Here is a 12,541-nt window from a genome sequence, read left to right as displayed (position 1 = left end):
GTGCACCAATGAGCCAGAACATCCCCGAGCCTGCCGCGACCTCCGCCAAGGCACTCACCAAGATCCTCATTGCCAACCGCGGCGAAATTGCCGTCCGGGTAATCCGCGCAGCGCGTGATGAAGGCCTTGCCGCCGTTGCCGTCTATGCCGACCCCGACAGGGACGCGCTGCACGTACGCCTCGCCGATGAGGCCTACGCGTTGGGCGGCAGCACCGCCGCGGAGTCCTACCTGGACATGGACAAAATCCTCGACGCCGCGGCGCGCTCCGGCGCAGATGCCATCCATCCCGGCTACGGCTTCCTTTCCGAAAACGCCGAGTTTGCCCAGCGCGTCATCGACGCCGGCCTGACTTGGATCGGCCCCTCCCCCAGCGCCATCTCCTCACTCGGCGATAAGGTCCAGGCCCGGCACATTGCCGCCAAGGTCGGCGCCCCGCTGGTACCCGGCACCCCGGATCCGGTCGAGTCCGCCCAGGACGTGCTGGACTTCGCTGACCGGCACGGCCTGCCCCTGGCCATCAAGGCTGCCTTCGGCGGCGGCGGACGCGGCATCAAGGTGGCCCGCACCCGCGCGGAAATCCCCGAGATGTTCGACTCCGCGGTCCGCGAGGCCACTGCGGCGTTCGGCCGCGGCGAGTGCTTCATCGAGCGCTTCCTGGACGCACCGCGGCACGTGGAAACCCAGTGCCTGGCCGATGCCTACGGCAACGTCGTTGTGGTTTCCACCCGCGACTGCTCCCTGCAGCGCCGCAACCAGAAGCTGGTCGAGGAAGCCCCCGCCCCGTTCCTCACCGAGGAACAGACGGCCAGCCTGTACACGGCGTCCAAGGCCATCCTGAAAGAGGCCGGCTACCAGGGTGCAGGCACGTGTGAGTTCCTGGTCGGCACGGACGGCACCATCTCCTTCCTGGAAGTAAACACCCGCCTGCAGGTGGAGCACCCGGTGTCCGAGGAAGTCACCGGCCTGGACCTGGTCCGCGAACAGTTCCGCATTGCCCGCGGCGAAGGCCTGGGCTACGGGGACCCGGAAATCCGCGGGCACGCCTTTGAATTCCGCATCAACGGCGAGGACCCGGGCCGCAACTTCATGCCGGCGCCGGGCACAGTCTCCGCGTTCAAGCTGCCCACCGGCCCCGGCGTCCGGGTCGATTCCGGTATTGAGGCCGGCGAAACGGTGGGCGGAAACTTCGATTCCATGCTCGCCAAGCTGATTGTTACCGGCGCCACCCGCAGCCAGGCGCTCCAGCGTGCCCGCCGCGCCCTGGCGGAGATCGACGTCGTTGGCATGCCGACCGTCCTGCCCTTCCACCGCGCCGTGGTGGCCGACCCGGCCTTCACCTCCGAAACCGGCTTCGGTGTCCACACCCGCTGGATCGAGACCGAGTTCGTCAACTCCCTGCCGGCTTGGAGCGGCGAGGCGGGCGAAGCGAACGACGACGACGAACGCCGCCGAGTGACCGTGGAAGTGGGCGGCAAACGGCTTGAGGTTGTGCTGCCCGCCGGGCTGGGCGGTGCCGGAAACGGCGCGTCCAACGGTGCCCGCAACGGCGGCAGCGGCAAGGGCCGCAAGCGTTCCCGCGGCGGTGCTTCCGCGGCAGCAGCCGGCAATGACCTGACCTCGCCCATGCAGGGCACCATCGTCAAGGTGGCGGTGGAGGACGGGACGGCCGTCCGCGAGGGCGACCTGGTGGTCGTCCTGGAGGCCATGAAGATGGAACAGCCGCTGACCGCGCACAAGTCCGGCACCGTCACCGGGCTCACGGCGGTGCCCGGTGCAACCGTGTCCGCCGGCGCCGTCATCGCCACCATCGCCGACTAGGCCCGGGCCCGCAGGCCCACAGGCCCGCGCCAGGGCAACACAGGCCCGCGCGCGAGACAACACAGCACAACGGAAAGGCCCGGCTCCCTGGGGGAACCGGGCCTTTGCCCTGCCGCTGAACAGCTGTCGGCCGGAGCCTGCCTAGCGGACCTTCACGGCCTCACTGGTGTTGTTCTCGTAGTCGACGTCGCGGGTTTCCTTCGTGACAAACAGTGCCACCAGGGTCAGCACCGCCATGGAACTGAGGTAGATACCCACCAGCCACGGGCTGCCGTCTGCGGCCTGCCACAGGGCGACGGCGATGAACGGTGCCACGGCCGCACCCAGGATCGAGGAGACGTTGTAGGCAATGGCGGAGCCGGTGTAGCGGACGTTGGTCGGGAACAGTTCCGGCAGCATGGCGCCCATCGGACCGAAGGTGAGTCCCATCAGGGTGAAGCCGATGATCAGCAGGGTCATGACCCCCACGGTGCCGCCGGAGAACAGCGGCGCGAAGGTGAAGCCGAAAAGGAAGATCCCCGCGGTCACGGTTAGCAGGGTCTTGCGGCGGCCGAACTTCTCCGCCAGCGGCCCGGCCACCAGGGTGAAGATTCCGAAGAACACGACGCCAACAATCAGCATGATCAGGAAGTCGTTGCGGGCATAGCCCAGGCCCGCCGAGAAGGTCTCGGGGTCGAAGGCTTTGTTGGCTTTCTCGGCGGCGGCACGTGCCGCCTCTTCCGTCTTCGCCGCAGTGCCGTAGGTGAGGGTGAAGGTAGTCATCAGGTAGAAGAGGACATAGGTGGCCAGCATGATGAAGGTGCCGGCAATCATCTGCCGCCAGCTGAAGCGGAACGCCCGTCCCAGCGGCAGCTTGCTCACTTCGCCGGAGTCCACGGCCTTCTGGAACGCCGGGGTTTCCACCAGCTTCAACCGCACGTACAGGCCGATGATGACCATGACGGCGCTGGCCAGGAACGGCACGCGCCAGCCCCACTGGTCAAACTGTTCGGGGGTGAGCTGGAAGCTCAGCAGCAGGAACAACCCGTTGGCGAGGATGAAGCCGATGGGAGCGCCCAGCTGCGGGAATGTTCCCCAGACGGCGCGCTTGTTGGCCGGTGCGTTCTCGGTCGCCAGCAGGGCAGCGCCGCTCCACTCCCCGCCAAGGGCCAGGCCCTGGGCGAAGCGCATCACTACCAGCAGCGCCGGCGCCAGGATGACCCACCCGTCCTTGGCCTCGGGCAGGCACCCGATCAGGAAGGTGGCAATGCCCATGGTCAGCAGCGAGACCACCAGGGTCCCCTTGCGGCCGACTTTGTCTCCGAAATGCCCGAAGATGATCGACCCCAGCGGGCGGGCAATAAAGGCCACCCCGAAGACGGCAAACGAGCTCAGCAGGGCTGTGGCACCTTCCGCGTTCGGGAAGAACAGCCGGGGAAAGACCAGGACGGCAGCCGTGGCGTAAACGTAAAAGTCGTAGAACTCAATGGACGTGCCGATCAGGCTGGCAACGATCACGCGGCTCTTCGAATTGGCCTTGGCCGGCACCGCTTCCGCAGAACGATTCGTAGTAGGCATTGGGAGTCTTTCGCAAGAGGAATTGAAGTATCCACATCGTAGGCAACGGCGTCCGTTATCTGAGATTCGATTCCAGATAGTGGACAATGTTTCGGCGTTTGTCATATTCCGGGCACAAAAAACCCGCGCCCGCGGTCGGAATACTCCGCCGCGGACGCGGGATGGGGAAGCGTAAAACGCTACATATGTACGTGCAGGCGCCGAGCCGCCTCGGAAATGGAGCCGGTGAGCGAGGGGTAAACCGTGAAGGTGTTCGCCAGGTCATCCACGTGGAGCTTCTGCGTCACGGCAAGCGCGATGGGGAAGATCAGCTCGGAAGCACGCGGACCCACAACCACACCGCCGATCACGGTGCCGGAGCCCTTGCGGGAAATGATCTTTACGAAGCCTTCCTTGACGTCCATCATCTTGGCCCGCGCATTGGTGTGCAGCGAGAGCTTGATGACGTCGCCCTGGTAGCGGCCTTCGGCAACGTCCGCTTCGGAAACGCCCACGGACGCGATTTCCGGTGACGTGAAGATATTTGAGGCAACCTGCTTGAGCTTCAGCGGCTTCACGCCGTCGCCCATCAGGTGCGCCACGGCGATGCGGCCCTGCATGGCGGCCACGGACGCCAGGTTGAAGACGCCGGTGCAGTCGCCCGCGGCATACACGTTCGGCGCCGTGGTGCGGGAGACGCCGTCGACCTTGATCTGGCCGCGGTCATCCAGCTGCACCCCGGCCTCTTCCAGGCCGATGCCGGCGGTGTTGGGAATGGCGCCCACGGCCACCAGGCAGTGGCTGCCTTCCACGGTGCGGCCGTCGGAAAGGGTGACCAGCACGCCGTCGCCGGTATTCTTCACCGAATCGGCGCGGGAACGGCTGAGCACCGTCATGCCGCGGGCCTGGAACACGTCTTCGAGTACGACGGCGGCATCCGCGTCCTCGCCCGGCAGCACCCGGTCGCGGCTGGAGATGAGCGTGACCTTGGTGCCCAGGCCGTTGTAGGCGCTGGCAAACTCGGCTCCGGTCACGCCGGAACCAATGACAATCAGGTGTTCGGGCACCTCGGTGAGGTTGTAGATCTGCTTCCAGGTAAAGATGCGCTCACCGTCGGGCAGGGAGGTGTCCAGCTCGCGGGGGTTGGCGCCGGTCGCGATCAGCAGGGCCTCGGCCTCGACGGTTTCGACCGTGCCGTCGTCGGCCGTGACCTCAATGGTGGTGTTGTTCAGCAGCCGGCCGGCACCGATCTTTACCTTTACGCCCACGCGTTCGAGCGTGCGGCGGATGTCATTGGACTGTTCCTTGGCCAGCGCCAGCAGGCGGTGGTTGACCACTTTCAGGTCAGCGAAGACCGGGCTGGCAATATCGCCGAATTCAACGCCCAGGTTCCGGGCGGCAGTCATGCGGGTCATCACATCGGCGGTGGCGATGAGGGTCTTGGAGGGAACGACGTCGGTGAGCACCGCAGAGCCACCCAGTCCCTGCCGCTCGACAATGGTTACGTCCGCCCCGAGGGATGCGGCCACCAGGGCGGCCTCGTAGCCGCCGGGGCCACCTCCGAGGATGGCAATTTTCCGGGCAGTGAAATCTAGTTGGCTCGTCACAAGGCTCTATTGTGTCCCATCCCGTGACGGCGCTCAAACGGCGCCGCCGGCCCCGCACCCGGCCAGCGTGTGAAGACGGTAGGTTGTAGGTGTGACTAACGACCCATTTGAACTTGCCCAGCAGGCCGCCGACTACATTGCCGAGCACACCGGTGTGCCCTCCCATGACATTGCCCTGGTTCTCGGCAGCGGCTGGGGGGAAGCAGCGGAGCTCATCGGCGAGACCACTGCCACCCTCTCCGCCTCCGACATCCCCGGCTTCTCCGCCCCTGCCGTTCAGGGCCACGTCGGCACCATCCGTTCGGTGCTCACTCCCGACGGCAAGCGTGCCCTGGTCCTGGGCGCACGCACCCATTACTACGAGGGCAAGGGAGTACGCGCCGTCGTGCACGGTGTGCGTACCGCAGCCGCCGCCGGCGCCAAGGTCATGGTCCTGACCAACGGCTGCGGCGGCCTGAACCCGGCCTGGCAACCCGGCACCCCGGTGCTCATCAGCGACCACATCAACCTCACGGCCACCTCCCCGCTGGAGGGGGCAACGTTCGTGGACCTCACCAATCTGTACTCCCCGCGCCTGCGGGAGGTGGCCCGCAGCGTGGATCCCACCCTGGACGAGGGCGTGTACGCGCAGTTCACCGGCCCGCACTACGAAACCCCGGCCGAGGTCCGATACGCCAAGACCATCGGCGCAGACCTGGTGGGCATGTCCACCGCACTGGAAGCCATTGCTGCCCGGCACGCCGGCATGGAGGTCTTCGGCATCTCCCTGGTCACCAACCTCGCCGCGGGCATCAGCCCGGTGGCCCTGAGCCACCAGGAGGTGCTGGAAGCCGGGCAGGCCGCCGGCCCCCGCATCTCCAAGCTGCTCGCCGAAATCATCAACCGGATCTAGCGGCGCTCCGCCGTTGCCCAGCAAGGTACACATCATGACTATGAATTCCGTTGAACTGGATGAACTCGTTGCCGCAGCAAAAGCATGGGCAGCGAGTGACCCCGACACCGATACCGCGGCGGAACTGCGCGCCGTGCTCCGCGCTTTGGAAACCAACGACGCCGAAGCGGCCGACGACCTGGCCGACCGGTTTGCCGGCACGCTGGAATTCGGCACCGCGGGGCTGCGGGCGGAACTGGGCGCCGGTCCCATGCGGATGAACCGGGTGGTGGTACGCCGCACGGCTGCGGGCATCGCGTCCTTCCTGCAGGACACCGCCGGGGACAACTGGACCCCCAGCGCCGTGATTGGCTACGATGCGCGGCACAAGTCCCGGGACTTCGCGCTGGAAACCGCTGCGGTGTTCGGCGCTGCCGGCATCGAGACGTTCCTGCTTCCCTGCACCCTGCCCACGCCGCTGCTGGCCTATGCCGTACGCGCCCTGGACACCGACGCCGGAGTGATGGTTACCGCCAGCCACAATCCGGCCCGGGACAATGGCTACAAGGTGTACCTGGGCGGCCGCACGGTCAAGGGGCCGGGACGCGGCGCCCAGATTGTCACGCCGTACGACGCCGAGATCGCGGCGCGGATCGATTACACGGCGCCGCTGGACTCAATCGAGCTGGCACCGGACGGCTACACCGAGGTCTCCGAATCCCTCGTGGCTGACTACATCGGCGCCGTGGACGGGCTGATGCACCCCGAAGGCTACCCCGAGCGGGACCTGGACATTGTGCTGACACCCATGCACGGCGTCGGCGGCGAAACCATGACGTCGGTGCTGCGCGGAGCCGGGTTCACCTCGGTGGCGCTGGTGGCCGCGCAGGCACTGCCGGACCCGGATTTCCCCACCGTAGCCTTCCCCAACCCCGAGGAACCCGGCGCGCTGGACCTGGCCCTGGAACTGGCCGTCGAACGGAATGCGGATCTGGTCCTGGCCAATGACCCCGACGCCGACCGCGCCGCCGTCGCCGCCAAGGACCCGGCCACGGATGAATGGCGGATGTTGCGCGGCGACGAAGTGGGGGCCCTGCTCGGCCGCCATATCTCCCGCCGGATCGCTGCGGGACGGTGGAAGGTCCGCGGCGAAAAGAGCCGTAAAGGCGTGGTCTTCGCCAACTCCATCGTGTCCTCCCGCCTGCTGGCCCGGGTCGCCGAAGCGGCCGGGTTTGAGCACCAGGAGACCCTCACCGGTTTCAAGTGGATCTCGCGGGTGCCGAAGCTGACCTACGGCTACGAAGAGGCCCTGGGTTACTGCGTGGCTCCCGGACTGGTGCGGGACAAGGACGGCATCTCCGCCGGTGTGCTGATTGCCGAGCTGGCCGCGACGCTGAAGGCCGCCGGCCGCACCCTCTTCGATGAGCTCGACGACCTGGCCCTGGCCCACGGCCTGCACCAGAGCGACCAGCTCTCCGTCCGGGTGGACAACCTCGGCCTCCTGACCGAGATGATGCAGCGCCTGCGCGAACACCCTCCCGTGTCTTTTGCCGGCTCCGAGGTGGAATCCGCCGTCGACCTTTCCCTGGGCGACGCGGGCCTGCCGCCCACCGACGGACTGCGGTACATTACCCGGGACAACACTAGGGTCATCATCCGCCCCAGTGGAACCGAGCCAAAGCTCAAGTGCTACCTCGAGGTAATTGAGCCGGTGGCTTCGGCCGAGGAGCTGCCGGCCGCCCGTGCCAAGGCACGCGCTGCGCTGGACGCCGTGCTGGCGGATGTACGGACGGCCCTGGGACTCTAACCTAAACGGGAGACCGGCATGGGACGGCTGATCTACACAGGCATTACCTCGTTGGATGGCTACATTGCGGACGAGTCCGGGTCCTTTGACTGGAGCATGCCCGACGAAGAGGTGCACCGCTTCGTCAACGGACTGGACCGCAACATGCGGACGTTTCTGCTGGGGCGTCAACTGTACGAGGTGATGGCGTACTGGGATTCCGTGCCGCCGGACGAGCCCGAAGCCATCCAGGAGTATGCCCGGATCTGGCAGGCAGCGGACAAAGTGGTGTATTCCCGCTCCCTCACGGAACTGGATGCACCGCGCACACGGCTGGAGCACAACTTCGACCCCGACGCCGTACGGACCCTCGTTGAGGCGTCCGACGGCGACGTCTCGGTGGGCGGAGCGGCCCTCGCCGCGCAGGCGCTGCAGGCCGGCTTGGTGGACGAGGTGCAGCAGCTGCTCTCCCCCGTGATCATCGGCGGCGGCAAGCGTTTCCTGCCGGCCGGGCTCCGCCTGGACCTGGAGCTGGTGGAGGAACAGCGCTTCGGCAATGGTGTGGTGTTCCTCCACTACCGGGTACAGAAGTAAGCTCGGGCGGCGGAGGGCGCTTGGCCGGCGGCGTGCAGTCAGGCGAGTAGTTCGGTGGCCAGGGGCAGACGACTGCCGCTGGCCAGCAGGGTTCCCACCTGCTCAGCCGACAGCGGGCGGCTGAAGAAGTAGCCCTGCGCACTGGAGCAGCCCATCTGGCGCAGGAGGCGGGCCTGGTCACGGGTTTCAATGCCCTCAAAGACGGCTTCCATCCCGGCCGCCTGAATGAGGCGGTGCACGGCGTCCACGAATTTCAGCTGGCCTTCGTCCCGGCTGATGGTGGCAATCAGGGCCCGGTCCACCTTGACGGTGGCCACGGGCAGTCGCCGCAGGTAGCTGATGGAGGAATACCCGGTTCCGAAGTCGTCGATTTCCAGCCGTACTCCCAGTGCCTTGAGTGACTTCATGGAGTACGTCTCCACGTCTCCGCTGCCTACAAACGCACTCTCGGTGATTTCCAGGACCAGATCCCGCGGAGCTGCTCCCGTTTCCCGCAGCTGGGCGCGGACGTAGTCCACCAGGTCCATGCTCTGCAACTCAGACGGGGAGACGTTGACCCGGATGTGGAACCCGTCCTGGTCGTTTCCGGCGGCCCGCCAAGCCGCCAACTGCTCGAGGGAAGACCGCAGCACCCAGCGGCCTATGCCCCCAATGGCGCCGCACTCCTCAGCCAGGGGGATAAAAGCGTCCGGCATGATCAGTCCCTGTGTGGGATGCTGCCAGCGCAGCAGGACCTCAACGCCTTGCATCCGCCCGCTGGCCAGGTCCACCACCGGCTGGTAGTCCAGCCGGAATTCGTTGCGTTCCACGGCGTTGCGCAGTTCGGACACCATGTCCCGGCGCAGCTGCCGGGCATACAGCATGACCGGTTCGAAGGCCCGGACCATCCCGGGGCCCTCATCCTTCGCGATATACATTGCGGTGTCGGCACGCAGGAGGAGATCGGTGGCGGACTGCCCTGCTTCGGCCAGGTGAACCCCGATGCTGGCCCGCGGCCACACATCCAGTTCTTCCACCTCGGTACGGATGCTCAGTGCCTCCTGAAGCCGCTCTGCCGCTGCACGGGCGGACAAACGATTCACGCGCGGCAGCAGGATTGCAAATTCGTCCCCGCCGAGCCGGGCCACGGTGCTCCTCGGCGGCACCGCGCGGAGCAGCCGCACGGCAACCTCCTGAAGGACGCGGTCCCCCGCGTTGTGGCCGAAGCTGTCGTTGATGTCTTTGAACCCATCGAGATCGATCATCAACATTGCAGGCGCAGGCTCCGCACCGTTCCACTCGCTCAACGCATCTTCGGTTACCTGCATCAGCGCCAGCCGGTTTGCGACGCCGGTGAGCGGATCCGAGAGTGCCATGTGCTGCATCTGGGCATGGGCCTCCCGCAATTCCTCGGTGCGGTTTTCCACGCGCTGCTCAAAGTCGCGGTAGATGTCATCCAGCTCTGCGGCCAGCAGGTTAATACCGGTGCTGACCGCGTCCACCTGGTCACGGGCAGCCGATATGGGAATCCGGGCAGACAGATCGCCGGCGGCAATGCTGACAATGCCCTCCACGATCTTGTTCAACCGGTCGTCGTTATATGCCGAGGGTGCTGCCTGATCTTGATCCGCCATCACGAGGCGAACCGTTCCAGCCAGATCAGGGCGTCCGCCTCGGAGGAGAAATAACGGGTGGGGCAGGGCTGGACTTCCCCGCCCAGAAGGAAGTTGGCGATAACGCGGTCAACCGGTGAAACACCGATGACGGCGACGGCGGAGAGGGAGCGCGCAGCACTGAATACCTCCCGGGCACCCCGGGTGATGGATTCGACACCGGACAGGGTCAGGAGCAACGGCAACTTACCGCTGCTGGCCATCCTGATGATGTTGTCGGCCGCAATCTCGGCCATGGTGCCCGTCACAACCTCGCCCGGCGGCAGCTCAAGCACCAGGTGCCCCTCCTCGGACAGATGAACGTCCATGGATCCGGGCGCGGGCGGGTACTGCACCGTTGTCGGGTGCCCCTCGTATCTAGCCATGTTTCCCCCAAGTCGCCGCGCGGGACCTCTATGCAGCGGTATGCCTCGCCGTATTGGAATAACTGATAGCGCCGCCGCCGGTAGTTCGGAGACCGTGCTTGTATTGTGCGCCTTCAATGCTTAAATATCGAGTTCCTGTGGTTGTGTTGCACCCTGATTTCGAAGGGGCCTATTGCTCGCGGGCTGCTTCCATGGTGTCAATGAATGTACGGACTTGGAACGCACGCTCGGCGGCGCCGGTTTCCAGGAAGATCTGCTCGCTTTCCAGCGCGACTTTGAGCGCCTCGCCCTTTCGGCCCGCCTGCAGCAGGCACCCGCTGAGCAGCTGAAGGGACTGGGCCCGAATATACGGGAACATCTCCTTGGTTTGGGCCACAACCTCACGGAGCTTGTTCTCTGCGACCTCCAAGTTCCCTGACGCGTATTCCCAATGGGCGCGTGCCAAGAGGATTTCCACCTTGTCCGCAACGTTGCCGCCCACAACCGAAATAGCAACCTCTGCCCGTTCAACACATTCAAGTGTCGCGCTGTTTATGAGACCTGCTTCAAGGCGCATATTGGCAGCAGCCTTGTTAAAGAGTGCCCACAGATTCACGTCGCCGATACGAACGAGGTCGATTGCCGCTCGGTCGTGATACTCCTGTCCCTCGGTGATACGTCCGGACATAAAGCCGGCATTTCCGATGGCCCAATAAGCCATGCCGCGATCCCTTACGCCCGATTCCGGGCCAACCAGGGTATCCATTACGAGTGCTTCCCGCCACGCTTCTTCTGATTCACCCTTCTCAGCGAGGGTGGAAACGATGGAATGCTGGAGTACCAAACGGAGCTGTCCCGACTCATCCGGAACCAGACTTGCGGCTTCTTCGGCAGCGATGAACGCTCGATCACTCGCACCGTTGTTCTGCAGTGCGTGGGCAAGCAGCGTCCGGGCCTGGGCTACCAACTCAGGGTATTCAGTTATGGCAGGATGCTTCACGAGTTCCTCAATGGTGCGAATGCAGTCGTCCATTCGTCCCAGTGCGTACTGAAAATGAGCGATATTGAAAGATGACCGGTGAAACGCCCACTTGTCGCCGTCACTTAGGGCTGCATCGCGGGCAATTGCGGAGTATTCAATAGCCTTTGCATAGTCATGCTCAGCCTTGGCCTGCTGTGCTCGATACTCGTTGACTATAACGACTGGATTCTGTTCCAACGCTGCAGGCCTCTTTCAGGGGTCAAGGTCCAACGGTTACATAAAATATTTGCTCAGCATTCACCAAAGAACGCGCGCCGCACATCAATTGGATCCTAATCATAGCTACACTCCAATTGTCCCACCCTGAATGAACTTTCCCCCAAGGAGCACTCCATGAAAAAACTTGGTGCAGCAGCACTATTGGCCGCTGTCCTCCTCGGAGCGGGCGCGGCCGCGCCGGCTTCGGCTGCCACTGTATCGGCCGCTCCGGGCAGCACTCATGTACAGCTGATGGGCAACTGGCCCGGCTACTACTAAAAACGAACCGCTCTAAACGGCCGGGCGCCCGATTTCGGGGCCCGGCCGTTTATTTTTTTCCTGGGCTCCGAGGGACTCCCGCCGCATTCCCGCCGCTTTCCACCACTGCCCCTGTGGCAAGATAGATCCATGCCTACCCCCATTGCCTCGTACATTGATCACACGCTCCTGAAGCCCGAGGCCGGCCGCGAGGACATCCTGCGGGTCTGCGCCGAAGCCGCCGAATACCAGTTCAAGTCGGTATGCGTGAACCCGCTCTGGGTAGGTACCGTCCGTAACGCCCTGAAGGGCAGCGGCGTACTGACCTGCTCGGTGATCGGGTTCCCCCTGGGCGCCACCACCACCGAGGTCAAGGTCTTCGAAGCCCAGGGTGCACTGCAGGACGGCGCCGACGAAATCGACATGGTCATCGACATTGCCGCAGCACGCCGCAATGACCGCGCCGCACTGGTCCGTGACATCGCCGCCGTCGCCGACGCCGTCCACGCCGCCGGCGGCATCCTGAAGGTCATCATCGAAACTTCGCTGCTCACCGACGAGCAGAAGGTCCTGGCCTGCGAAGCATCGGTTGACGCCGGCGCTGATTTCGTCAAGACCTCCACCGGCTTCAACGGCGGCGGAGCAACGGTGGAAGACATTGCGCTGATGCGCCGCACGGTCGGTCCCGACCTGGGCGTAAAGGCCTCCGGCGGCGTCCGTTCCGCCGAAGATGCGCAGGCTTTGATCGACGCCGGGGCCACGCGTATCGGAGCGAGCTCCGGAATCGCTATTGTTAATGGAAGCAAAGCCACGTCGGACTACTGACCCGCAAC

11 protein-coding genes are annotated in these 12,541 nt (G+C 65.0%); 6 read left to right on the top strand and 5 right to left on the bottom strand.

What is annotated here, in order from left to right; all coding sequences use genetic code 11:
- The first annotated feature begins 8 nt into the window (after positions 1–8).
- Entirely contained in the window at positions 9–1,820 is a 1,812-nt protein-coding gene (locus tag QNO06_RS05630; protein ID WP_227914182.1) for an acetyl/propionyl/methylcrotonyl-CoA carboxylase subunit alpha, read from the top strand.
- A gap of 141 nt (positions 1,821–1,961) precedes the next feature.
- On the opposite strand, the gene QNO06_RS05625 is transcribed toward QNO06_RS05630, so the two are convergent.
- Together QNO06_RS05625 and QNO06_RS05620 are read right to left on the bottom strand one after the other, a co-directional pair.
- Positions 1,962–3,377 carry an MFS transporter gene (locus QNO06_RS05625; RefSeq protein WP_227914181.1) on the bottom strand — a complete coding sequence of 472 codons (1,416 nt, stop codon included), beginning with the start codon at positions 3,375–3,377 and terminating at the stop codon, positions 1,962–1,964.
- 179 nt (positions 3,378–3,556) lie between these two features.
- The gene (locus QNO06_RS05620; protein ID WP_227914180.1) at positions 3,557–4,963 is read right to left on the bottom strand and encodes an NAD(P)H-quinone dehydrogenase; all 1,407 of its coding nucleotides are present in this window, start codon (positions 4,961–4,963) and stop codon (positions 3,557–3,559) included.
- Between the two features lie 91 nt (positions 4,964–5,054).
- On the opposite strand from QNO06_RS05620, the gene QNO06_RS05615 reads away from it, so the two are divergent.
- Genes QNO06_RS05615 through QNO06_RS05605 form a run of 3 tightly spaced genes read left to right on the top strand, consistent with a single transcriptional unit; the run spans position 5,055 to position 8,214 of the window.
- Positions 5,055–5,855 (top strand): purine-nucleoside phosphorylase, encoded by an 801-nt coding sequence (locus tag QNO06_RS05615; RefSeq protein ID WP_227914179.1) that lies wholly within the window; start codon positions 5,055–5,057, stop codon positions 5,853–5,855.
- 34 nt (positions 5,856–5,889) lie between these two features.
- Positions 5,890–7,641: a phospho-sugar mutase gene (locus QNO06_RS05610; protein ID WP_227914178.1), complete on the top strand. Its 1,752-nt coding sequence runs from the start codon at positions 5,890–5,892 to the stop codon at positions 7,639–7,641.
- An 18-nt stretch (positions 7,642–7,659) separates the two neighbouring features.
- Positions 7,660–8,214, top strand: coding sequence for a dihydrofolate reductase family protein (locus QNO06_RS05605; protein ID WP_227914177.1), 555 nt, complete (start codon positions 7,660–7,662; stop codon positions 8,212–8,214).
- A gap of 38 nt (positions 8,215–8,252) precedes the next feature.
- Here the strand turns inward: QNO06_RS05605 and QNO06_RS05600 are convergent, their stop codons facing one another.
- The 3 genes from QNO06_RS05600 to QNO06_RS05590 form a co-directional block, all read right to left on the bottom strand.
- Complete coding sequence (locus tag QNO06_RS05600) at positions 8,253–9,827, bottom strand: putative bifunctional diguanylate cyclase/phosphodiesterase (protein WP_227914176.1); 1,575 nt, start codon at positions 9,825–9,827, stop codon at positions 8,253–8,255.
- The gene (locus tag QNO06_RS05595; protein ID WP_227914175.1) at positions 9,827–10,231 is read right to left on the bottom strand and encodes a DUF7793 family protein; all 405 of its coding nucleotides are present in this window, start codon (positions 10,229–10,231) and stop codon (positions 9,827–9,829) included. Before QNO06_RS05595 ends, QNO06_RS05600 begins: the two co-directional genes overlap by 1 nt.
- 169 nt (positions 10,232–10,400) lie before the next feature.
- Complete coding sequence (locus QNO06_RS05590; RefSeq protein WP_227914174.1) at positions 10,401–11,429, bottom strand: hypothetical protein; 1,029 nt, start codon at positions 11,427–11,429, stop codon at positions 10,401–10,403.
- A gap of 156 nt (positions 11,430–11,585) precedes the next feature.
- Between QNO06_RS05590 and QNO06_RS05585 the strand changes: the two genes are divergently transcribed.
- Both QNO06_RS05585 and deoC read left to right on the top strand, forming a co-directional pair.
- Positions 11,586–11,729, top strand: a complete 144-nt coding sequence (locus QNO06_RS05585; RefSeq protein ID WP_227914173.1) for a hypothetical protein — start codon at positions 11,586–11,588, stop codon at positions 11,727–11,729.
- A 129-nt stretch (positions 11,730–11,858) separates the two neighbouring features.
- Positions 11,859–12,533, top strand: a complete 675-nt coding sequence (gene deoC / locus QNO06_RS05580) for a deoxyribose-phosphate aldolase (RefSeq protein ID WP_227914172.1) — start codon at positions 11,859–11,861, stop codon at positions 12,531–12,533.
- The last annotated feature ends 8 nt before the right edge of the window (positions 12,534–12,541 follow it).

The organism is Arthrobacter sp. zg-Y20 (assembly GCF_030142075.1).
Classification (GTDB): domain Bacteria; phylum Actinomycetota; class Actinomycetes; order Actinomycetales; family Micrococcaceae; genus Arthrobacter_B.
Note: the sequence above shows the minus strand (reverse complement) of the source record. Positions and strands in the feature narration are given on the sequence as shown.